22 protein-coding genes are annotated in these 22,543 nt (G+C 51.7%); 8 read left to right on the forward strand and 14 right to left on the reverse strand.

Features of this window, described 5'->3' with window-relative positions:
• Window positions 1-2: 2 nt before the first annotated feature.
• The 4 genes from ACN0IC_RS13170 to ACN0IC_RS13185 all read right to left on the reverse strand — a co-directional run bounded on the left by ACN0IC_RS13170 (window position 3) and on the right by ACN0IC_RS13185 (window position 2,888).
• Complete coding sequence (locus ACN0IC_RS13170) at window positions 3-740, reverse strand: DsbA family protein (RefSeq protein ID WP_416879245.1); 738 nt, start codon at window positions 738-740, stop codon at window positions 3-5.
• Between the two features lie 249 nt (window positions 741-989).
• Window positions 990-1,466 (reverse strand): DNA starvation/stationary phase protection protein Dps, encoded by a 477-nt coding sequence (dps, locus tag ACN0IC_RS13175; RefSeq protein WP_416879246.1) that lies wholly within the window; start codon window positions 1,464-1,466, stop codon window positions 990-992.
• A 131-nt stretch (window positions 1,467-1,597) separates the two neighbouring features.
• Complete coding sequence (locus tag ACN0IC_RS13180; protein ID WP_416879247.1) at window positions 1,598-2,356, reverse strand: thioredoxin domain-containing protein; 759 nt, start codon at window positions 2,354-2,356, stop codon at window positions 1,598-1,600.
• Window position 2,357: 1 nt separating this feature from the next.
• Window positions 2,358-2,888 (reverse strand): DUF721 domain-containing protein, encoded by a 531-nt coding sequence (locus ACN0IC_RS13185; protein WP_416879248.1) that lies wholly within the window; start codon window positions 2,886-2,888, stop codon window positions 2,358-2,360.
• A 56-nt stretch (window positions 2,889-2,944) separates the two neighbouring features.
• On the opposite strand from ACN0IC_RS13185, the gene mutY reads away from it, so the two are divergent.
• A complete protein-coding gene (gene mutY / locus ACN0IC_RS13190) occupies window positions 2,945-4,042 on the forward strand; it encodes an A/G-specific adenine glycosylase (RefSeq protein WP_416879249.1) in 1,098 nt (365 codons plus the stop codon).
• Window positions 4,043-4,118: 76 nt separating this feature from the next.
• Here the strand turns inward: mutY and ACN0IC_RS13195 are convergent, their stop codons facing one another.
• Window positions 4,119-5,219, reverse strand: coding sequence for a site-specific DNA-methyltransferase (locus ACN0IC_RS13195; RefSeq protein WP_416879265.1), 1,101 nt, complete (start codon window positions 5,217-5,219; stop codon window positions 4,119-4,121).
• Between the two features lie 327 nt (window positions 5,220-5,546).
• On the opposite strand from ACN0IC_RS13195, the gene bioB reads away from it, so the two are divergent.
• Complete coding sequence (bioB, locus tag ACN0IC_RS13200) at window positions 5,547-6,569, forward strand: biotin synthase BioB (protein ID WP_416879250.1); 1,023 nt, start codon at window positions 5,547-5,549, stop codon at window positions 6,567-6,569.
• Here bioB and ACN0IC_RS13205 read toward each other — a convergent pair.
• Complete coding sequence (locus tag ACN0IC_RS13205; protein ID WP_416879251.1) at window positions 6,566-7,108, reverse strand: hypothetical protein; 543 nt, start codon at window positions 7,106-7,108, stop codon at window positions 6,566-6,568. The genes bioB and ACN0IC_RS13205 overlap by 4 nt on opposite strands.
• A gap of 163 nt (window positions 7,109-7,271) precedes the next feature.
• Here ACN0IC_RS13205 and ACN0IC_RS13210 point away from each other — a divergent pair, with 163 nt between their 5' ends.
• The 3 genes from ACN0IC_RS13210 to ACN0IC_RS13220 all read left to right on the forward strand — a co-directional run bounded on the left by ACN0IC_RS13210 (window position 7,272) and on the right by ACN0IC_RS13220 (window position 9,129).
• Complete coding sequence (locus ACN0IC_RS13210) at window positions 7,272-7,607, forward strand: ArsR/SmtB family transcription factor (RefSeq protein ID WP_416879252.1); 336 nt, start codon at window positions 7,272-7,274, stop codon at window positions 7,605-7,607.
• 80 nt (window positions 7,608-7,687) lie between these two features.
• Window positions 7,688-8,707, forward strand: a complete 1,020-nt coding sequence (arsB, locus tag ACN0IC_RS13215) for an ACR3 family arsenite efflux transporter (RefSeq protein WP_416879253.1) — start codon at window positions 7,688-7,690, stop codon at window positions 8,705-8,707.
• Between the two features lie 11 nt (window positions 8,708-8,718).
• Window positions 8,719-9,129 carry an arsenate reductase family protein gene (locus ACN0IC_RS13220; protein WP_416879254.1) on the forward strand — a complete coding sequence of 137 codons (411 nt, stop codon included), beginning with the start codon at window positions 8,719-8,721 and terminating at the stop codon, window positions 9,127-9,129.
• A gap of 13 nt (window positions 9,130-9,142) precedes the next feature.
• On the opposite strand, the gene ACN0IC_RS13225 is transcribed toward ACN0IC_RS13220, so the two are convergent.
• From ACN0IC_RS13225 to ACN0IC_RS13235, 3 genes are all read right to left on the reverse strand, one after another.
• On the reverse strand, window positions 9,143-10,117 hold the full coding sequence (locus ACN0IC_RS13225) for a glutathione S-transferase family protein (protein ID WP_416879255.1): 975 nt from the start codon (window positions 10,115-10,117) through the stop codon (window positions 9,143-9,145).
• A gap of 68 nt (window positions 10,118-10,185) precedes the next feature.
• Window positions 10,186-11,130, reverse strand: a complete 945-nt coding sequence (locus ACN0IC_RS13230; protein ID WP_416879256.1) for a glutaminase — start codon at window positions 11,128-11,130, stop codon at window positions 10,186-10,188.
• A 112-nt stretch (window positions 11,131-11,242) separates the two neighbouring features.
• Window positions 11,243-13,156 (reverse strand): DUF885 domain-containing protein, encoded by a 1,914-nt coding sequence (locus ACN0IC_RS13235; protein ID WP_416879257.1) that lies wholly within the window; start codon window positions 13,154-13,156, stop codon window positions 11,243-11,245.
• Window positions 13,157-13,388: 232 nt separating this feature from the next.
• Between ACN0IC_RS13235 and ACN0IC_RS13240 the strand changes: the two genes are divergently transcribed.
• Entirely contained in the window at window positions 13,389-15,524 is a 2,136-nt protein-coding gene (locus tag ACN0IC_RS13240; protein WP_416879258.1) for a tetratricopeptide repeat protein, read from the forward strand.
• A gap of 37 nt (window positions 15,525-15,561) precedes the next feature.
• Here ACN0IC_RS13240 and ACN0IC_RS13245 read toward each other — a convergent pair whose 3' ends face one another.
• From ACN0IC_RS13245 to ACN0IC_RS13265, 5 genes are all read right to left on the reverse strand, one after another.
• Entirely contained in the window at window positions 15,562-16,200 is a 639-nt protein-coding gene (locus tag ACN0IC_RS13245) for a TetR/AcrR family transcriptional regulator (protein WP_416879259.1), read from the reverse strand.
• A gap of 12 nt (window positions 16,201-16,212) precedes the next feature.
• Window positions 16,213-16,764, reverse strand: a complete 552-nt coding sequence (locus ACN0IC_RS13250) for a phasin family protein (protein ID WP_416879260.1) — start codon at window positions 16,762-16,764, stop codon at window positions 16,213-16,215.
• A 12-nt stretch (window positions 16,765-16,776) separates the two neighbouring features.
• A complete protein-coding gene (locus ACN0IC_RS13255; RefSeq protein WP_416879261.1) occupies window positions 16,777-17,754 on the reverse strand; it encodes an alpha/beta fold hydrolase in 978 nt (325 codons plus the stop codon).
• A 166-nt stretch (window positions 17,755-17,920) separates the two neighbouring features.
• Window positions 17,921-19,600 (reverse strand): alpha/beta fold hydrolase, encoded by a 1,680-nt coding sequence (locus tag ACN0IC_RS13260; protein ID WP_416879262.1) that lies wholly within the window; start codon window positions 19,598-19,600, stop codon window positions 17,921-17,923.
• 130 nt (window positions 19,601-19,730) lie between these two features.
• Window positions 19,731-20,357 carry a hypothetical protein gene (locus ACN0IC_RS13265; RefSeq protein WP_416879263.1) on the reverse strand — a complete coding sequence of 209 codons (627 nt, stop codon included), beginning with the start codon at window positions 20,355-20,357 and terminating at the stop codon, window positions 19,731-19,733.
• A gap of 129 nt (window positions 20,358-20,486) precedes the next feature.
• Here ACN0IC_RS13265 and ACN0IC_RS13270 point away from each other — a divergent pair, with 129 nt between their 5' ends.
• Together ACN0IC_RS13270 and ACN0IC_RS13275 are read left to right on the forward strand one after the other, a co-directional pair.
• The gene (locus tag ACN0IC_RS13270) at window positions 20,487-21,236 is read left to right on the forward strand and encodes an RHS repeat-associated core domain-containing protein (RefSeq protein WP_416879266.1); all 750 of its coding nucleotides are present in this window, start codon (window positions 20,487-20,489) and stop codon (window positions 21,234-21,236) included.
• Window positions 21,237-21,810: 574 nt separating this feature from the next.
• Entirely contained in the window at window positions 21,811-22,245 is a 435-nt protein-coding gene (locus ACN0IC_RS13275) for a DUF6756 family protein (RefSeq protein ID WP_416879264.1), read from the forward strand.
• The last annotated feature ends 298 nt before the right edge of the window (window positions 22,246-22,543 follow it).

Raw genomic sequence — 22,543 nt, forward strand, 5'->3', positions numbered from 1 at the left:
AGCTACTCGGCAGACTCTTCTGTATCTGTCTCTTTTGCCGGGACAGGTTCGCCGAGGATCGGGAGGATAACCTCTTCGATGGACTCGAGGGTATAAAAAGCATCTCCGCTCGGCGCTTTCTTGGTGTACTCACCATTGACGAAGAAGGCCGGCGTGCCTGTCACGCCCGCATCAATACCGCTCTGAACGATGGCTTGATACTCTTTTTGAATGTCGGGGTTCGTAATACAGTCCGCAAATTCTTCTTCCGACATGCCGGAGTTCTTAGCGATACCGACATAGGCTTTGCGCGCGTCGCCGGCCCGCGCCATGTTCAGGATTTGCTCCTGATTGTCGAACTGATATTTGATGTTTGTCAGGAACTTGTCGTCGCCTGCACACATGGCAATCATGTGACCCGCATCGGCGAGCTCTTGCGGCGGGGTCGGGAAAGGTCTGTAAATATAACGGACTTTGCCCGTATCGATATATTTCTTTTTGAGCTCTGGGTAGACCGTCTTGCTCCAGTTTGAGCAATGCGGACAGGTGACAGAGGCATATTCTACGAACGTGACAGGGGCGTCTTCGGCGCCGATGCCGACGTCGCTGGCCAGCTCATATTGAGACGGGTCGCCCTTGGCGCCAGAATTTGTCGAGGTCTCACCGCCGCTACAGGCGATTAAAGAGAGCGCCGCGACGCCCCCGACCAGAGACGTCAGGGCAGAGCGGCGAAGGGAATCAAATTTAAACGAATCGGTCATAAGGGAAGTCTCGCAATTTTCTGTGTGATGGCAATAAGGCCTAATGGGATAAGTGACAGGATATAAGGCGATTTAGGACGAAACTGTGGAGGATTCACGTATTTTACGCAGATTCATCTCGAAAGCGGGTCAAAAAACATTTCGCTTTCGTGATATCCACAAGGTGAATCTGTCTGCAGATATAAAAAAAACGCCCTCCGAGAAGAGGGCGTTACAAGATTAATGCCGGTACGGCTCTGTTATGACGGCCTATTTATTGTGGGCGCCGACAAACCAGGCGTCCTTATCAACAGTGCGGCTAATTTCGGTAAACAGATCCGCCGTATCTTCATCTCCGATCTCACCGGCATCATCTATCGCTTCCTTTAGAGAGGCGCCGAATGCCATCAGGCGGGACGTCACTTCATCAACGTGCTTATTCTGATCTGTAATATCGACAGGATAAGCGTCAAGGCTCGTATCCTTGCTGACGGCTTGAACGGACCCGTGAGGCTGTCCGCCAAGGATCACAATACGTTCGGCGATCGTGTCCGACGCTTCGCGAATGTGAAGGGCAACCTGATCCATTAATTCGTGCAGACCGATAAAGCTCGGTCCTTTCAGGGTCCAATGCGCTTGCTTGACGGCGAAACTCAGATCGAGGGAAATTGCTAAATTCTTTTTCAGAAGGCCGATTGATCTCTCGCGTGAATTATCATCAAGGCGGCTAACATAGGCTTTTGGCATAAAAACTCCGTAATTTATAAAAAATCATGGCCGCTTTAAGCGACCTTGCCATAATATTACGAAAGACCAGCGCCTCTGGTTCCTTTTGGGTGCAGAATGTCGCACTCTAGAGGAAAGCGCAGATAACCCCGCTAATGGTCGTGATCATGCGGCGTTTCAGTTTGCGGTGCTTTGGAGGCCGGTTCGATATTTTCAGGCAGGGTGGATTGGCCGCTCTCATGCATGGTCTCAATCAGGGAAACGATGGCTGAACCCTCCTGTTTTCCCTTATAGGCTTCTCCGCCAATATAAAAGGCGGGCACGCCGCCGACTTCGGCGGCTTCAGCGCGCTTTCCGTTCAGGCGGATATAGTCCATATTACTTTCTTTACTTAGGCAGCTATTGATCTCCTCGTCATTCATAAGGCCAACGCCTTCCGCGACTTTCGCGTATTCTTCCCGGGCTGTGCCGTTCTGGGCGCCTTCAAGAATCTGCTCCTGATTGTTCATCTGGTATTCGATAGAAGAGAAGTAACCGTCTTCATCCGGGGCGCATTCCGCCATTAAAAATCCCGTGACGGAGAGAATGGCCGGCGGAGTCGGAAGGGGACGAAGGATAAAGCGAATTTTTCCGGTCTCGATCAGTTCGCGTTTGACCAAAGGCCAATCGTCCTGAAACCAGTCTCCGCAATGACCGCAGGTGACGGAGGCATACATCATCATCGTAATCGGAGCAGAATCAGAGCCGATAACGTGATCATCCGGGGCTTCGGTAAAAACAAAATCAACTTCTTCCGCAGGGATGGTTTCGACCGGCGCATCGGGTATGGGAGTGGCGTTCGGAGCGGTCTGGGCAAATACGCCGCCGGCGGAAAGCGCCAAAAGGCTTGTCGCTAAAATAAGTTTACGCATATTATTTTTCGTCTTTCGTCAGAATTCCGCGTCCCAATTTCTCGAGGGACGCTTTCAAGTTTTCATTTTTCACAGTGGCCAGGCTCTCGCGCAGATGCGTTGCCTCGCTGGGGCGCAGGCCGCGCCGGGTTTTTACCGACGCGCTATCTGTGCGCATTTTGGTCTGGACGACTTTGATCGCCTTGACATGATCCGGTCCCAAATGGGTATTGAGCCTGTCAATTATGGGGCCGCTCGCCGCCATGATGAGCGAAGCCGCCGCGCCGGGAGCCGAAATTACGAGCGTTCGCCCGTTTCGCCCTGTGGTGAACCGCACAGGCGAAGAAATTTTACTCCACCGCTCTCCAACGATTTCCGGCCAGAGCCGCGCGAGGGACAGAGCCGAGGACCCGCCGCCATATTTTTTCGACAAAGGGCGCATGACCCGCGACACGGCCATTCCGGCGGAAGGCGTGCTACGAAATTGCGGCCGCGCCCGCTGGCTTTCCAGCCAGTTATTGATTTTTTGCCTGTCTTCGCGAGAGATGGTCATAACACTTCCCTTTTCCCCCATTGAAGTCGAGGCGTAAAGCACACACATCAGGGTCTATGATTAAAAGCCGGACAGAAATTAAGACAGAGCAGGAAATCGAGAAGATGCGGGCGGGGCTGCTCGATTGGTATGATGCGGAGGGGCGGACGCTGCCCTGGCGAGTCCGGCCCGAAGACCGCAAGGCTGGAAAAACTCCCGACCCTTATGCGGTCTGGCTCTCTGAGATCATGTTGCAGCAAACCACTGTGCCGCATGGCACGCCTTATTGGCACAAATTTCTTGAGGCCTTCCCGACTGTTACAGATCTGGCCAATGCAGAGCGCGAAACGGTTTTAAGCATGTGGGCGGGCCTCGGCTATTATGCCCGCGCTCGGAACTTGCACAAATGCGCGCAAATTATCAGAGATGAATATGACGGGGTTTTTCCAAAGACCGAAGCGGCGCTTTTGAAACTTCCCGGCATTGGCCCATATACAGCGGCGACGATTGCCGCGATATGTTTTGACCAGGCCACCAATATTGTCGACGGCAATGTGGAGCGGGTTATCAGCCGCATTTTCAAAGTCGAAGAACCGCTGCCGCAAGCGAGACAGCCTTTGCGTCTTCTGGCCGGAACGCTGGCCGATCCGCGGCGCGCCGGAGATTACGGACAGGCGGTCATGGATCTAGGCGCCACCATTTGTACGCCGCGTTCACCCGATTGTCCAAATTGCCCCTGGGACGACTATTGCCTGGCCAAGGAAAAGGGGGCGCCCGAAGCCTATCCCCGCAAAGCGGCGAAAAAGCCGAAACCTGTTCGCTACGGCGCGGCTTTTGTCGCTATCCATAACGGCGAAGTGCTTTTGGAAACACGGCCGGATAAGGGACTGCTTGGCGGGATGGCGGGGCTTCCGGGCAGTGAATGGACAGCGGAACCTCTTGAGAGCCCTCTCGACGCCGCCCCGTTCAAAGGAGGGTGGGTGAAAACAAAGGGCCAAGTGAAACACGTCTTTACTCATTTTGAATTGCATCTCGATGTTTATAAAGCCGAGTTCGAGACCCGCCCGAACAGCAATCAGGCCTGGGCCGATGATTACTTGCTCGCCGGATTGCCGACCGTGTTCAAAAAGGCGCTGAAGCTTTCCTTGAATGACGCCGCTTTGGAGGAAGAGTGATCCCTAAGCCTCAATATCAGACATAGATAAAAGAAAAGGGCCAAACGGCTCTTTTTTTGATTTATCTGCGGTGTTTCTAAACGGGCGTTGGTTTTAATGTTCCCGCCATTGCCGCGCGGATTTCGTCGCGTATGGCATCGATCGGGGTGAGGCCTTCTTCGCTGTGATAATGCCAGTAGGTCCAGCCATTACAGCTCGGGGCGTTTTGAACGCGGGCCCCAACCTGATGGATGGAGCCGGAGAAATCCCCGACCAGAAGTGATCCATCCGCGCGGATTTTCGCATTTACATGACCCGTGCTGTTATGAAGAAACATGCCGGGCGAAAGAAATCCCTGTTCGATCAAATGGCCAAATGGCACGCGCGGGGCAGAACGGCGTGAGGCCGTGACTTGAATATCGGCGCCTTTGCCTTTCTTGATCTTATCAATCCGCTTTTGCGCGTGGAGAATATATTCTTCTTCCATTTCGAAGCCAATAAAGTGCCGGCCAAGTTTCTTCGCGACGGCGCCGGTTGTGCCGGTCCCGAAAAACGGATCGACAACCACGTCTCCGGGATTGGTCGTAGAGAGGAGAACGCGATGAAGCAGGCTTTCGGGCTTTTGCGTTGGATGGGCTTTCTTGCCGTCGCTTTTCTTCAGGCGTTCCTTGCCTGTGCAGATCGGCAGCACCCAGTCATTGCGCATTTGAACGCCGTCATTGAGCATTTTCATCGCGTCATAGTTAAAGGTCGGCTTGGCATCCTCTGTCTTGGTGGCCCAGATGAGGGTTTCGGTCGCATTGGTAAAACGCGTGCCGCGGAAATTCGGCATAGGGTTGGATTTGCGCCAGATAATATCGTTTTGCACCCAGAATTGCTGATCCTGCAGAACTGTGCCGACCCGGAAAATATTATGATAGCTGCCGATGACCCAGAGCGCGCCATTGGGTTTCAAAATGCGGCGCGCCGCTTTCAGCCAGTCATGCGTAAACAGATCATAAGCGTCCATCGTGTCGAACTGATCCCAGTCCTCGGTCACGCCGTTGACAACGGAATTATCCGGGCGCGAGAGATCGCCGCCAAGCTGCAGATTATAAGGCGGGTCGGCAAAGATGAGATCCACCGACTCGGCGGGCAGGGCATTCATCCCCTCAATACAGTCGCCCTGCATGATACGGCCAAGCGGCAAGGGCGGCATGTCCACAGAATCAAGGTCGGACACCAGTCGCAAATGTGGGTGCGGGTTATCGGAAGTTGGAGAAGTCGCCATATTCTAAAATAGTCTCTTATATTTTGGCGGGCCACATTCCCGCTTTTGTGAATTGAAAGAGACCTTTTTGCTGATTCGGTTACCAACCCCTTAAACCATTGATTAAACTTAGTTTTTAAGGTTTTGTTAGGGGGTCTTACTGAGCGGTTAATATCCACAGGGTCACAAGCCCGGGAGCAGACCGGTTTTTCGTTGAACCCTTTGGCCGGACGGCTTATCGAAGGCCCTCCCGCGTTTATAAAGAGACACTCGATTATGACTTTACTGTTTGACCAGACTGCTCCTCGGAAAAAAGCCCGGGCCGTTCCGTCTTTACCGGAGAATTATACGCCGCATCCGAGCTCTGAGCGTTGGACCCGTGAGGCCGTCAACGCGCTCTTCGCCAAGCCGTTTATGGATTTGATATTGCAGGCCCAAACCGTGCACCGGGCCCATCACGCCCCGAACGAAGTCCAGATGTCCCAGCTCCTCTCTATCAAGACAGGCGGCTGCGCCGAGGATTGCGGATATTGCAATCAGTCCGCCCATTTCGATACGGGTCTCAAGGCGGAAAAACTCATCGACGCCGACGTCGTGATTGAGGCCGCGAAAAAAGCCAAGGCCGGAGGGGCCGGACGGTTCTGCATGGGCGCGGCCTGGCGGGAGCCGAAAGACCGCGATATGGACGCGCTCTGCGAGATGGTATCCGAGGTCAAAGCCATGGGGATGGAAACCTGTATGACGCTGGGTATGTTATCCCCGGCGCAGGCAAAACGGCTCCAGACCTCGGGACTCGACTATTACAATCACAATATCGACACCTCGCCGGAAGACTATGAGCGGGTGATTTCCACGCGGACTTTTGAAGACCGCCTCCATACACTCAACCTCGTGCGCGAAAGCGGGATGAAAGTCTGCTGCGGCGGGATTGTCGGGATGGGCGAAACCGCAGAGGATCATGTCGGCCTTCTTATGGCGCTCGCCAATCTCGACCCGGCGCCGGAGTCCGTACCGATCAATGCACTCGTCCCCGTCCCCAACACGCCGCTGGGCGATAGCGAGCCGGTTCATCCGATTGATTTTGCCCGTATGATTGCGGTCGCGCGTATCATGATGCCGGAAAGTTATGTCCGCCTCTCTGCAGGACGCGAGACCATGACGGATGAGGCGCAGGCGCTCTGCTTCCTCGCCGGAGCAAATTCCATTTTTGTCGGCGAAACCCTGCTGACCACGGATAATCCGAGCGAGACGGAAGACCGCCTTTTATTTGATCGTTTGGGAATACAGCCGGAAGGCTAATGCACGCTATCGGAGTGCGCCCCGTAAAGAGGCGTGCAATGTTCAGAGGCTTGCTGCGTGGAGAGCTGAGTAATCTGCATTCTCGGCGCCTCGATAAATATGTCGGCTTCGGCGCAAATCCGGCCGTATTCCGCCGCCGCCTCGCACGCGGCGTCTGTTTTCGAATTTCCCTGAAGCCAGAGAAGGTGGGCGCGGCAAAGCGATAACTGATTTGACTGAGCCGCTGAAAGAGCGGCGGCGACGCTGACTTCATCTGCGGTCACCCGCATCGTTCCGGATTCCGAGAGGAGTATTTTTCGCTGTCCGTTTTCGCCTAGGCTTCGGCAAAAGCCCGCAAGCGCCTTCATTGCTGACAATCCTTCTGTCCTCTCATCTGGAGCCTTACAGCTTGCGGCATTCTGGTTGAACGCCTTGTGAAATCCTCCGCGTAATGTCCGGCATCCTCCGCACCCCGCCGCCATCGCCCGAAAGCCCCAGAGCGCAAACCCGCCGCCAAATCCAAGGTCGGTGATGAATGTGTTTTCAAGAAAAGGGGACATAGATAGACCTGCAATTAAGAATAACTCGCAAACATGAAATACACTATTGAGACTTATTCGCAAGTGGAAAATTGGATTTTCGAAGATTTGCAGGCCGCAGGACTCATTATTGAAGAAGAAAGCCATCTCTCGCTATCTAAAAAAATTTTCTGTATCAAAAGCCATGAGCGAGACTCAAAAAACGATCGAACAACTCTCTGCCTTGGCGCAGGAAACCCGCTTTGCGGTGTTTCAGACTCTGATGCGGGCAGGGGAGTCTGGGCTTCCGGCCGGGGCAATCGCAGAGACGCTAAAGGTCGCGCCGAATACGCTGTCGAGTCATCTGGCCATTTTAAACCGCGCAGATTTGACGACTGTTACGCGGGAGGGGCGGTCGCTCATATATAAAGCCCGAATTGACGGGGTGAACGATCTGCTCTCAAGCCTCGTCGAAGATTGCTGCGATGGTCATCCCGAGGTCTGCGTCACCCTTGCGAAGCTTTCAGACAAAACCTGCTAAAAAATCATTACGATAGTTCGGCAACTATTGAAATTAAATGGTTTTAGGTTTAGGTGGCTCTCAAATGAAAGCGAGTCGGTATGAGTGTTTTTGATCGGTATTTGTCTGTCTGGGTGGCGCTGTGTATCGCCTCGGGCATCCTGCTAGGGAAAGTCTTGCCGGGCGTGTTTCAGGCCTTGGCGGCAATGGAATATGCCAGCGTGAACCTGCCGGTTGCGATTTTGATCTGGGCTATGGTCTGGCCGATGATGATCGGGGTCGATTTCGCCAGTTTGAAGACGATGGGGGATAAGCCGAAAGGACTGGTCATTACGATTGTTGTAAACTGGCTTATAAAGCCTTTTACGATGGCTGTTTTGGGAGTCCTGTTTTTCAAATTTATCTTCGCCGATCTGATACCGCCTGCGGAAGCCGATGGCTATATCGCCGGACTTATCCTGCTCGGCGCGGCGCCTTGCACGGCGATGGTTTTCATCTGGTCACAACTCACGAAAGGCGACCCGACTTACACGCTTGCCCAAGTCAGCGTGAATGACGCAATCATGGTCGTCGCCTTTGCGCCGATTGTGGCGCTTTTGCTCGGCGTGACGGATATTGTTGTGCCGTGGGAAACATTGATACTCTCGGTTTTGCTCTATGTCGCCTTTCCTCTCGCGGCCGGCATGGCAGCGCGGACGATCTTGATACAAAGAGGCGGAGAGTCCGCTGTCGAGAACTTTATCGCGAAAATCAAACCTGCTTCGATATTGGGCCTCCTGGCGACAGTTATTTTACTTTTCGGGTTTCAGGGAAATACCATTCTCGCGCGTCCTTTGATTATTGTGCTGATTGCCGTGCCTATTCTTATCCAGTCTTATGCCATTTTCGCTGTGGCTTACAGCGCGGCCTGGCTCTGGAAAGTGCCTCATAATATTGCGGCGCCCTGCGCGTTGATCGGGACGTCCAACTTTTTTGAGCTCGCCGTTGCTGTGGCGATCAGCGTGTTCGGTCTCTCCTCCGGCGCGGCGCTCGCGACCGTGGTCGGGGTGCTGGTCGAAGTGCCTGTCATGCTGTCGCTCGTCGCCATCGCCAATAGAACCCGATCCAGATTTCCGGCCTAAGGAGAGAGCCCATGATCGTGATTCACCATAACCCGGATTGCGCGACCTCGCGCAATGTTCTCGGTATCATTCGCGCCTCCGGCTATGATCCGGTGGTGATAGAGTATTTAAAGGAGGGATGGACAGAACCGCAGCTCCTGGCGCTTTTCGCAGCGGCGGGGCTCACGCCGAAAACGGCTCTGCGAACGACCAAATCACCTGCCAAAGAGCTTGGATTGCTCGAAGAAAATGTCGATGAAGAGAAAATTTTGGCGCAAATGCTGGAGCATCCCGTCCTCGTCAACCGCCCCCTTGTCTGCACGCGCAAAGGCGTCAAACTCTGCCGCCCCAGTGAGGCCGTTTTGGAAATTCTCGAAAACAAGCCGGCCTCGCCTTATTACAAAGAGGACGGAAGTCTACTGGATATGAGCGGAATGACCTGAAGGCTATCGGCCTTTACATTGCGTCCCGGCCATGCGGAATATTCAGATCCAGTGACGGACGGGTCGGCACGATAAGGTTCGGATTGACCGTATCGTGACTGCCGTAATAATGCTTCATGATATGATCGAACACGATGGTCTTACTGACGCCGGGCCATTGATACAGCTCGCGCGTATAAGCCCAGAGGCTCGGATAATCCGAAATCCGTCTTTTTGAACATTTGAAATGGATAGCATAAACGCGGTCAAAGCGAATAAGCGTTGTAAAGAGCCGCCAATCCGCTTCGGTAAGGGTGTCGCCGCAGAGATAGCGGTTTCGCGAAAGAAGGCTGTCGAGCCATTCCAATGTCTCAAATAACGGCTCTACGGCCTCGTTATAGGCCTCTTGCGTGGTCGCAAACCCCGCTTTGTAAACGCCGTTATTCACCGTGTGATAGACGCGTTCATTTATCTTGTCGATTTCAGAGCGAAGTCTTTCAGGGTAGAAATCCGGCCCCGTCGCGCCGATGTCGTTAAAAGCGCTGTTGAACATGCGAATAATGTCGGCAGACTCATTTGAAACAATCGTGTCAGTTTCCTTGTCCCAGAGGGTCGGGGTCGTGACATGGCCCGTATAATCGGATTTGGCTCTTGTGTAGAGTTGATGAAGGTAACGGTGACCCAGCGGATCGGGCTGGGTGTGTTCGTCCTGCCGGAAGGTCCAGCCATTCGACCCCATAAACCAGTGGACGGCAGAGACGGAAATCATCTCTTCAAGGCCTTTTAGAGTGCGGAAAATCATGGTGCGGTTCGCCCAGGGGCAGGCGTGGCAAATATAGAGATGGTAGCGACCGGCTTCGGCCTTGAAACCGCCTTTGCCCTTTGGGCCTGCCGAGCCGTCTTTCGTTATCCAGTTCCGAAAAACGGCGTCTTCGCGTTCAAATTTGCCGCCTGACTTTTCCGTATCGTACCATTTGTCCTGCCAAAATCCGTCTACCAATAGGCCCATGACTCATCTCTCATTTTATATAATGAACTCCAGAAAAGGAATGATTTGAAACAGAAGCAGTTCCAATATTATCTATCCACCCGAAACACGGACCAGCCGGTTCGCTGAACCAGTCGCTCAAGCGCGTTCATGCCGAGCTGTGAATTTCCCTGATCATTCAGTCCCGGGGACCAGACTGCAATAGAGGCAATGCCCGGCGCCACGGCCAAAATACCGCCGCCGACGCCCGATTTTCCGGGCAGGCCGACGCGATAGGCAAATTCGCCCGACCCGTCATAATGACCGCACATCATCATGAGCGCGAGAATACGCCGAGTCCGCTGGCGTGAAATAATCGTATCCGTCGTACTGGGATGCCGCCGCCCGCCGCACATGAGATAGCGCCCCGCCAAGGCCAATTGTCGGCAGCTCATGGAAAGCGCGCAGAAATGAAAATAGGTGCCCAGAGTTTCTTCGACTGAATTATAAATATTGTCAAAGGCGCGCATATAATTGCCGAGGGCCAGGTTTCGAAATCCTGTATCATGTTCGCATTTGGCCACGTCTTTATCGATGGTAATCGTCTCGTCGCCTGTCACCAGATGCATGAACCGAATAAATTCTCCAAGTGCTTCCCGGGGCTCGTAATTGGCCAGTAGGACATCAGCGACGATAATCGCGCCCGAATTGATGAACGGATTGCGCGGAATGCCCTGTTCTGACTCCAATTGCACAATGGAATTAAATGGACTGCCCGACGGCTCTCGCCCGACCCGCGACCACAGCGAGTCGCCCACAGCGCCGAGCGCCATGGTCAGGGTAAAGACTTTGGTTATACTCTGTATGGAAAAGGGCGTATCGGCGTCCCCGGCCGTATAGCATTTGCCCGTATGGTCGATGATTGTCATGCCGAACTGCGTCGGAGAGACCGAGGCCAAAGTCGGAATATAATTCGCGACTTTTCCGCGCCGATGCTCCTGCGCCATTTCGGCGGTAATTTCGTCCACGATAATTTGTAAATCATCAGGCGTCATTTACGGGTCGCTTTTCGCCATAGGTTTCATTGGCCTCCCATATAATCCATAGGCCTCATGGGGGTTAGTAAAGCGGTGAAAAATCGTTCTTCCACCGCTAATTTCTTAAGCCTTACGCCGCTTTTACGTCGGCTATCCATTGGTCGACCCGACGCTCTAATACGCTCAGCGGCATAGCGCCCCCGCCCAGGACTGCGTCGTGGAAACCGCGAAGGTCGAATTGGTCCCCAAGCTCTTCTTCCGCATTGCGGCGAAGCTCCTGAATTTTGATCATTCCGATTTTATATCCGGTCGCTTGACCGGGCAGCGTCATGTAGCGGCGAACTTCGGATTGCGCCTGCGCTTCGGTAATGGCCGAATTTTCCAGGAAATAATTGATTGCTTTTTCTTCTGACCAGCCTTTGGAATGCAGACCCGTATCCACAACAAGGCGGATAGCGCGCCAGATTTCTGATCCCAAACGGCCGAAATCGGAATAGGGGTCTTCATATGTCCCGTCGAATTCTGTTGCCAGCTTCTCAGAATACAGCCCCCACCCTTCGGAATAGGCGTTGAAATTGGCCTGGGTTCGGAATGTCGGCACGCTCGTTAATTCCTGCGCGATAGAGATTTGCATATGATGCCCTGGTAAGCCTTCATGATAGGCAATCACTTCAAGCTCACGCTTCGGCATGGCTTTCATGTCGGACAGATGCGCGTAATAAATACCAGGCCGAGATCCATCCGGCGTTCCCTGCCGGTAATGTTGAGCCGCGCCGTCCTGTTCGCGGAACGCCTCCACCCGTCTCACCTCAAGATCGGCCTTGGGCAAGATTCCGAAATAATTGGGAAGTTCTTTTTCAATGCGTTCAATTGCGGCCGTTGAGTCCTCAATATAGGCGAGGCGGCCTTCCTCCGTGTCCGAATAATAATATTTTTCATTATCCTTATCATTTCGAAGGTCGGCAAAAAACGCTTGCAAATCCCCGTCAAAGCCGACTTCGTCTTTGATTTTCACCATTTCCGCTCGCAGGCGCTCGACTTCCTCAAGGCCAATCTGGTGGATTTCATCCGCCGTTAAATCGGTTGTTGTGTGATTGGCCAGTCTCTCATTGTAAAAGGCCCGTCCATTGGGCAGGGTCCCCACCCCGGTCCCGATTTCCGGCGTGTTCGGCATGTCTTCTTTCTGCCACGCGATCAGGTTTTCATAGGCTGGCTCCCAGTCTTCGAGTAGGGCAGTCCGGGCGGCTTCCTTCAAACTTTCGGCTTTGGCGTCATCAATTTCGCCGGCCTCTACCAGAGACTTTATTTTAGCTTGAGTGTCTGCCCAAATGGCGCTGTCCTCGCCGTCGTCAAACGGCGCGCCCGTGATGATTTTTTGCGCGGAATCAATAACCGACTCAAATGAAAAACGCGGAGGGCGAACCCCTGTCTCGGCATTGGCCTTGGATCGAACTATCAATTGTTCAATGGCCCGGCCCGTTTCCGAAAGACGGCTGATATAGGCTTCCATATCGGACGCGGTATCGACTTTGTGGACGGAAATCAAAATTGACGGAGGAAAGGTATGGATGGCGCGCATCTGCTCGAAAACATAGCCATTTGTGTGGAACTCATTTTCGGCCTTGGCAGCTTGATATTGATGTTTCCAAATATCCCATGAAATCTGGGCCTCTGGCGTCAGCTTGTCGTAATCAAACTCACTTTCCATTTCCTCGACCGTGGCTTTTCGCCAGGCCAACTGCTCATCGGCTGCCTCTTGAGACATATCATCCAACTGGCCGTAATTTGTTTTCCGTCCGAGAAATGATTGCTGAATGGGGCTAAAGGCGATTTCCTCTTCAAATTTCTCTTCGAACCAGGCATTCAACCGGGCCGTTTCCGCCGCAATTTCCTCGGCTGAAGGCTCCGCCGTTTCCGAGGCCGCAGGCGGCTCTTCCGGCGCGGAAGAGGACGGGGAACAGGCCGCCATGGCGCTGGACGCCAAAAGCATCATCAGAAAATGGCAGGATGATTTCCTGGGGGAAAATTGAGGGGCTATGCGCATTGAGTATCTCCGTAAACTTTGAAAAGCAGGCTTTACGAAAGCGGGGGGAGAGTCAAGGTTTTGAGGAAAGGACCCCCCTCAACAATCAAGGGGGGCGGGATTAAAACTAACAATAAAAAATCAATTCATCCTTTTTCTAACCTATGCGGGGAATAAGGACTTCTCTTGAAACCGAAAAACGAGTGACTTTTGCATTCTTCATGATAGGGTTTACTACGATTAAGGGGCGGCCATGAATAATCTTCTTTCAGAATTACGAAGGCGAAATGTATTTCGCGTCGCTATGGTTTACGGCGTGGTTGGATGGCTGCTGGCGCAGGTGGCGGTTATGCTTGAGAACGCTTTCAGCCTTCCTGTCTGGTTCGATACTCTTGTAATCAGCTTGCTTTTGATCGGTTTTCCGATTGCTCTGATTTTCTCGTGGGCATTCGAGCTGACCCCCGAAGGATTTCAGCCAACAGATAAAAATGTAAGAACCTCGTCGGATGCTGACCTCACGCGTAAAAAGAAACGCGGTTTGAACGTAGTCATCATAAGTGGTTTGGTGGTGGCCGTGGCGGTGCTATTATTTCGCGAAGTTACGGACACCAGAGCACCGGTCGGCGCGTCAATGGCGCAAGCCGAAGCGCCATCGGATATGTCTATTGCCGTCCTGCCTTTTGAGGACTTTTCAGCCGACAAAGATCAGGCTTATTTTGCCAATGGGATTTCCGAAGAGTTATTGAATGTTCTCGCTCGAATACAAGGTTTGCGCGTCTCGTCGCGAACTTCCGCATTTGCTTTCAAGGGTCAGGGAACCCCGATCAGGGAAATCGCCGAAGCTTTGAATGTGGCTCATGTGCTGGAAGGTTCAATACGGAAGTCTGGCAACACACTTCGCATCACGGCGCAATTAATTAATCCAAAAACTGACGTCCATATGTGGTCCGAAACCTATGATCGCCCGCTCACCGCCGATAATATTTTTAAAATACAGGATGAAATCGCCGCGGCCATCGTGACCGAATTGAAAGGCCAATTGAAATTCGAAGCCGTCACCGAGCCAACGGCTCGCACAGCAAACCTCGAAGCTTATCAACTCTACCTCAGAGCCAGAGAGAACATGCGCCTTCGCGAGGGGGAAGCCTTACGCAAAGCTGAAACCGGATTTAAACAGGTGATCGCGCTCGATCCAAATTTTGCGCCTGCCTATGCCGGCCTGGCGGATACCTATATGCTGTTGGACACTTATGGCGGGCTCGATGATGCGGAGGCCATTCGTTTGGCGACGCCTCACGTGGAGCAGGCACTAAAACTTGGCCCCAACTCAGCCGAAGCGCTCAATAGCGCGTCTCTTTTGGCGACAATAAATGTCGATATTGATAAAGCTCTTGAGTTCGCAAAGCGCGCCATTGCGGCAAATCCCAATTATTCCACAGCATACATTCGTTTAGGCAATTCGTATGTCGCGAAAAGTCAACATGCAGAGAGTTTAGCCGCATACCAAAAAGGTCTCGAAATAGATCCGCTCTCTCCGATTTTACTAACAAATTTAGCTTATTCACAATTGGCCATGGGGAAGATTGAGGACGCTAAGGCCTCAGCGGAGAAAAATATTCTCCACAATCCAGAAAATGCACTCGCTTATGAAATGCTTGCCACTATCCATTGGCAAGAGAATGACCTGACTGGCGCGCACGGCTATTTTAAAGATTCTCAAGCTTTCAATCCAGAAAGCGACAGTGTGCAAACTAACTTGGGCACGATATATGCTGATGTGGGTCTCTTGGATTTGGCAATTAAAACAGCGCGAGACCCTGCTATCAAGGCAGACTTTCTAGCTCGAAACGGGCAAGCTGAGGCAGCGAGAAAGACACTACCAGAAAATGCAAATCCGATGAACAAATTAAATGCCCAATACGCCCTCAGGGATTATGAGGCGGTCATTGAATCATTTAAACCCGTCGCAGAGGCGATGGGGTTACCGGATAAGCTTACCCCTGACAGCCAAAATATTATAGTTTTTGCCTATTTAGCCTTCGTCCTAAATCGGGAAGGACATCCAGATTTTGCTAAATACGCAAAAGTTTTAGACACCTATTTTGCAGGCAAAACGTCGATAGATTTCAAAGAACTTTTAGACCTCGAATCGGGCGTCATTTATAGCATATTGAAGGATGAAACAGACGCTTCCTTTGATTGGATCAATCGTATGGTCGATTTGGAAATTGCCGCTAATACTCTGAATTCACCGATATATGACGGTTTGCGGGATAGCTCGAAATTCTCAGAAACTGCGAAACGGATGGAAGCCTTGCAGTCCAAATATCGCGCTGAAATAGAAGCCCAGCTTGCCAATCCAAAACCTAATTGGATAGTGCCTGAATGAAACTTTCGAAGTGGGTGAGTGAGCGAGGCATAAAGCCCTAAACCTTATCCTCTGCGAACTCCGCTAGCAGGTGCGCGTAGCCTTTTCCTTCTTTCCAATAGGGGGTGATCTGGACGAGGGTCATGAACACGCCTTGATCGATAAGGGACTTTGGCGGGGCGGTGCCGAAGCGCAGGTCATGATATTGGAGCCAGAAGGTAAAATGCTGCGCGATGCGGCCTGACAATGCTTTTTTCTCGCCTTCGTCAAAGGTCAGATGGCCGTCCTTATGGAGCTTGGTAAGCAGGGAGTAAGCGGTGCGTTCTTTCAGGGCAAGGATATTGGCAAATTTTGTCTGAAGCTCGGGGATGCGCCAGATCAGCTCTGCCTGATTGCGGTAGAAAAAGCGGAAGTCGAAAATTTCTTCAAATATGATGTAAAGATAGACCCAATTGTCTTCGATGCTGAGGGGAGCGTTAATCGGCGCGCTCAGGACGAGGCGGATTTCTTCCTCGAAATCGGCAAAGAGCTGGACGATAATCTCGTCCTTGCCCTTATAATGATAATAAAGATTGCCCGGGCTGATACCCATGACAGAGGCAATATCAACCGAAGAGATAGAGCTCTCGCCTTCATTGTTGAACAGCTCTAGCGCAGTGGCGAGGATTTTTGTTTTCGTGGCGCTGCGCTCGACCATTTGAAGAAAAGTCTAATCAGACTTTTTCGTCGGAGCTGTCTTGGCGGCGTCTTTTTTGGTTGTCGCGCGCGGTTTGGTCGAAGCCTTTTTTGCGGCACTTGATGTTTTTGGGCTAACTTTTTTTGCCGCTGGCTTCTTTGCACTCGTGCGCTGGGTCGTTGTTTTCTTGCGAGTTGAAGTAGTTTTCTTAGCCGTGGTTTTTTGCTGCTGTTTCAACAGACCGTCGAGCTTGGCGTTGAGTTCGGCGACTTGCGCTTCCAGATCAGAGACGCGATCCGATTTTCCGCCGGAAAGTCTTTCGCGCATGGATTTGATGCGGTCATTTAAATCAAAGTCACGGAGGCCGGATTTTTCGACCATTTCCTTACCCTTATATTCGACGACTTTTTCAAGCATTTCGCCCTTTTGGACGAGGTCTTCGAACACTTCCGATGATTTGCCGGAGAGCTCGCCGACAGCGCCTTTGGCTTCGGTTAAAGCGCGCCCATAAGCGCCAATGCCGGCCAGCCAGATACGGCGGGCTGTATCCGTTGTTTTCTTATCGTCTTTCTCTTTTTTGGCCATGATGCGCTCCGGTTAAGTGGCAGGGACGGGACTGACGTCATGCTTATGATTAAACGCTGCGGCGACGGACGGCAAGAGCACCGGAGCGACATGCGGGCAGGGCACTTCGGGTTCGCCGAAGAAGTCTCTAATCATCTCGACGGTTTCGTCCCGGCGCGTGAGCAGGAAGAGATGTCCCGCGCCTTCAATAATTTTCAGACGGGAGTCTTTCAGCGCATAATTCAGAATATGGCCGTTCACGACGGGGACGATATGGTCTTTTTCGCCCATAATCACGAGCGTCCGCGCTTGGATGCGGCGGATAAAGGGCAGGGAAGACCACCCTACCATCGCGCTTAGCTGAAACAGATAGCCTTTGATGGAGGGCGGCACCATATTGATAGAGAAATCACGCACGCCTTCGCCCGCCGCGTCGCCGTAAAGCGCTTCGAAGTTTTTGGCGAGAAAATCGCGGTCCATATAGCGTTTGGGCGAAATCATCTTGGACAGAGCTTTGGGTTTTCCGGGTACCATGGTGGAGCCAGTTGTCGTCGCGCAAAGTACCAGATTTCGGACCATGCGCTTATATTGCCAGGCAAATTGCTGGGCCGGACCCCCGCCCCAGGAGACGCCGAGAACATCGACCTTGGTATACCGGTTTTCGATCAGGATTTGCTTGGCGGCTTTGGCCACCCACCACGGGCGGTAAGGAAAGCTCGGATCAGGCGAGCCGCCGACTCCGGGCATGTCGAAAGTGATAATATCCCGGCCGGTAAAGGTATCGGCAAAAGCTTGTGCAATCTCGAGATTGGCGCCTATTCCATTGAAAAAGAGCAAGGGCGTGCGTTTGCCGCGGCCCTTATCCGTGCCCTTCCAAATCGCGGTTCGGAGGGTCTGATTGCCGACTTTTGAATAGAAAATTCGCGGCAGGTTCGGATGGTAGTCCGTCCCAACAGTTTGCGGGCCGAGATTGACTCTCCCGTCCTGTGTGCGGCTTTGGGTCTTCGCCATGTCTGTCATCTTTCCCGCAGCAGGTTTTTCAGCCCTATCTGCAATTACTTTGCGAATCAAATCCCCACTTTTCACTCTGATTCTTAATTATTTCTATCCTTCAAAGTGGTGTCAGTCAGGCGCTCTGTAAAGCGCCTAACTGTATATGGCGGGCCTTTATGCCCATCTAAGTAAAGACATATTCGCCTGGCGCCTGGCTGAGCGGCGGGAAGGCCTTGTTGCCAAGAGACTTGGGCGCGGCTTTCATCTCGCCGGAACGTTCCGAGAGCCATTTATCCCAGCGGAGCCACCAGCTTTCAGAAACGGACTCTGCGGCCTCCAGCCAGCGATCTGCGCGGGCCGGGTGATCCGGATTGATGAAATACTGCGCTTTCGGATTACCCGGAGGGTTGAGCAGAGACTGCAAATGGCCTGAATTAGACAAAACAAAGTCCACTTCGCCGCCAAACAGGCGGATATTGCGGTAACAAGCCTTCCACGGCGTGATATGGTCGGTAATTCCGGCCACCATGAAGCAATCCTGCGACACCGCGCCCAGATCAATTTCATGACCGAGGAAATGGATGTCTTTGTCGGGACGGAAACGACGGTCCTGGAAAATATCCAGATAATCGGAATGAAGCTGCGACGGCAGGTTCGTGCCGTCATTATTCCAGTAAAGCACGTCAAAGGGCGGCGGGCTTTCCCCGAGCAGATAATTATTGACGACATAGTTCCAGATTAGATCGTTCGGGCGCATCCAGGCAAAGCTCCGGCCAAGCTCTTCGCCCGTCAGAATGCCTTTGCGTTTGGAATGTTTGCGCGCGGCTTCAATCGCGCCGTCCGTGACGAACAAGCCGATTTCCGAGTCCGATTTTTTGCCGTCGAGCACGCTGACCATGACCGTGAAAGCATTGACGCGGTTATCGCCGCGCGCCGCCAATTCGGAGAGGAACAGCGCCATGGTAATGCCGCCGGAGCAGGCGCCGCTGACATTCAGGCGCGGGCTGCGGGAAATCTTCTTTACAGCGTCAGAGGCTTCGATGAGAGCCGCGACATATTCTTCGAGACCCCAATGGGCGTGCTGACGGCCCGGATTACGCCAGGACACGGCAAAGACCTGATAGCCGCGAGAGGTCAGAAACCGCACCATGGACTTATCCGGCGCCAGGTCGAGCGCGTAGAATTTATTGATCTGGGGCGGGATGATCATCAACGGTATCTTGTGGACCTGTTCGGTCTTGGGTTGATACTGAATGACCTCGAGCATTTCGGTTTTATAAACGACCGCGCCTTTGGAATTGGCGAGGTTTTCTCCGACCTTGAACGGGCGTCCATCGACTTGGCTCGGCATGCCGCCATTATTCCGAAGGTCGTCATAGGCGTTCTGCAACCCCTTAAAGAGCGAGCCGCCGCCTGTTTCAAACAGGCGTTTCATCGCTGTAGGGTTGCCGAGGAGCGTATTGGTCGGCGCCAGCGCGTCGGTGAGCATATCCGTGACAAAGCGGGCGCGGGTCTGATCGGCCGGGTGCATGCGCGAGTCGTCAATCCAGCCATTTAATTCGCGTTTCATGGCCAGCCAGCTTTGCAGCCCGCGTTTATAAAGCGGGTTGGTCTGCCAGGTCGTGTCCTGGAAACGGCGGTCTTTCGGGTGGGGCGACAGCTCTGAGTCCCCCTTGACGATATCAAGAAGTTCTCCGGCGTAATTTTTGACGTGTTTGGCAAAAGGCTTGGGCTGTTTCGCCATATATCCGGCCATCATGCCGAGCGATTTGACGACCTCGCTGCGGCGAAACCCGACAAGCGAGTTTACGGCTGTGGTATTCTCAGCCGCCTGTTTCCCGATTTTCTCTGTTTTTGGTGCCATGAAAAGATCCCCGCAATGATTTAAATCAAACCCTAGACAGGGTTTTGCCATCTGGCAATCACCCAATAAAGACGGCGCGTCCCGAGAGAGAGGAGACGCGCCGTCAATTTAGCGACTTAAGTCGGGGAGCTTAAGCGGCTTTTGTGTCAGCTTTGACTTCGACTTCTTTTGTCTCGGTCTTGACAACAGTGTCTTGTTCAGGCGCTGTTTTAACAGTTTTTTCTGTCTTCATTTTGACAGCCTTTTTCGGCTTGGCTGTCTTTGTAGACAAAGCAGAAATCTTCTTGTTCAGAGCGGCGATTTCGGCTTCGAGCTCTTCAACGCGGTCATTGGCGGAGAAAGGCAGGATTTTCGAAGGCACAAAAGAGCGGACTTTTCTGGAGGTCTCTTCATATGTGTCAACAACAGTGCCTTGGGCGTCTTTGGCCAATTTACCGGCTTGCTTTTCGATTTTTTCGCCTTTTACAACGAGATCACCAAAAAACTCTTCGCCTTGGGCGCGGGCTTTGTCAGCGGCTGTGCGGACTTGCTCTGTGCGCATTTTGGCCCGCTCATAAGCGGCGCCGTAAAGACCGACATAGGCCAATGCGCCTTTGCGCAAGATGGCTGTTGCGCGCTGAGTCCGTGTCTCAACAGCGTCAGCTGTCTTGGAAGCTGTTTTCTTTGCAGATTTGACAGTTTTCTTGGCAGACGTTTTCGCGGCCGCATTTTTCTTGGCAATCGTTTTCTTTGTTGGTTTTGTCTTGGCAGTGGCCATGATAAAATTCCTCTTTCAGTTTGGCCCGCAAAAGCGCAGGCGTTTATTCAATGATCGCAAGATAAGAAGAAAAATTAGAAAGCGCATCCTAATCGGCGGAAGGACGCGCGAGAGGCCGCATCCTCGCGGCTGAAGCCGCTTAGGGCGCATGACCGCTATTACGATCCAATCCTAGAACGCTTTTTGAGCATTGATCCGGTCACGTTTATGGAGACTGGAAACCCGAGGATGTTTAACAGATATAGCTACGCATTGAATGACCCAATAAATAAGATTGACCCGGATGGAGAAACTCCGGTTCATGCAGCTGCGGCGGCACTTGCTGGTGCTGCGGCAGTGGGGGCAGGAATTGGAATAGCTACAGAAGCTTTAGTAATTGAAATACAAGGTGGTAACTCCTTAGACTTTGAAGCTAATAAAGGCAGGTATGCCCTAGCAGCTGGTGTTTGTGCAGTTTCTGGCGGCGTTGGTGGGACCGCCGTCAAAGAAGCTGTTGCGCTTGCGCCTAATCTAATAGGAAAAAGCAAAATTGGACAAGGTGTAGTAGCCGGCTTGACTGGAGGTGCCGCAGGTGACGCTACGGATCAGTTGATAGGTAATCCAAATGTCAGCGAATTAAAAGGCGGTGACCTTGCTAAATCTGCTTTAGCTGGTGCGGTATCAGGCGCTTTGCTTTCAAAACTTTCTACGTCCGCACAAACCGCCGGGAATAGAGCTCAAGGTTTAGGTAATCCGAATACTAATTCAGGACTAACAAGTGGTCAAAATGGTTCTGGCGTTAGTCCATTATCGACAACCCACTCTAACAGCGGTTTAGCTACAACAGCTGGGACAACCGGAGCTATTGCTGTAAATACTGCCCAACGAACATTAGATTAGGAAGAATCCCAGTAAAAGTATTGAGAACCAAAACATGAAAAGAGAGATAGGCAGGTATGGCTAAAGAATTGTTCGTTTGTGGTGTTTGTATACTCGGATTAGTAATCTTGATCCCTTTCATTTTAGGAATAGATAACCAAGAAATAAAATGGCTTTTGGTTGTAATAGGTATGTGCATCTTGATAGTGTATTTCTTGATTGGTTTTTTTAGAACTAAATGAACAAAGTATTAGGTGGTTTATAGTGCTCTTGATTGCATCAACCATCATTCCATTTTTTAAAAGAACTGGTCTAATTAAGCTATAAATAGGCTGAAAGGAACGTGATTTTTTTGATTTGCCAGAAGCAGCAATCAATACTGAAAAAGATAAATTAGCTACGAAGCAAGATTTAGCTACGAAGCAAAATAAAGTACTACGTAAACGGTCTGATTCAGTCAGAATATTCAGTCCGGGCGATTGAATATAGAGCGCAAAAATAAAGAACATGAATAAAGCGAGCAGTTCAAACGAAGTAATGAGCCATATGCAGGTGACAAACACCCATCAAGGACTGGTAATGATGAGGACAGAATATGAGTTCAAATCTACAAAAATTTGACAATGTTGACTTGGCGCAAAAGCTACTTTCCGACCCCGCAGTAATTCAAGCGACACAGGAAGAACAAAATCGTATCTTGAGTCAGCTTTCAAAACTTATCAAGTGCCAGCAAAAAGATGCGGCATGGTGGTGGGATAAGTCGAACGTCAAACCTTTCGTATTGTCTTATGACCAAATCCCTGAGCAATATATCAATGGATTTAAGCTAGTGTTTGAGGAGTCAGTTTTGCTTGCTGTCACTGATGATTTTGCACCCCCTTGGCCAGTGTTTTCAGGGTCTCTTTCCCACTTTCTAGAGGTAATTGGTGACTCAAATTACTCTGAATATGTATTTATTAGCAAAAGTTTTGAGTGGGCTATTTTTGACAATCACCATAATGCTTTACTTTTCTATGGATACATAAAATGAAGTTTTATGCGACCGAAAAAGATCAGAATAGGTTTATAGCAAGATATCCCTCAAGGGACTTCCTCACGTTTGATGCCGCTCACAGCGAAGCTCTGTTTTTACGCCTCACAAAACTTAATCCGCATTTATGAGGTGTTCTGCCTGCTAAAATATTCAACTATTCCAGTGACTTATAACTTTCTTTCAGAGATGCGTCCCCGCTTTCGTATTTACCCCTATTATCAAACTCGTTCTTCTGAACACGGACAGGAACGCGTCAGGTTCTGGTTCAGGGGACAGCGAGGTTGAGCATTCACCT

This window comes from Litorimonas sp. (assembly GCA_029936425.1).
In the GTDB taxonomy this organism is placed as follows: domain Bacteria; phylum Pseudomonadota; class Alphaproteobacteria; order Caulobacterales; family Maricaulaceae; genus Litorimonas.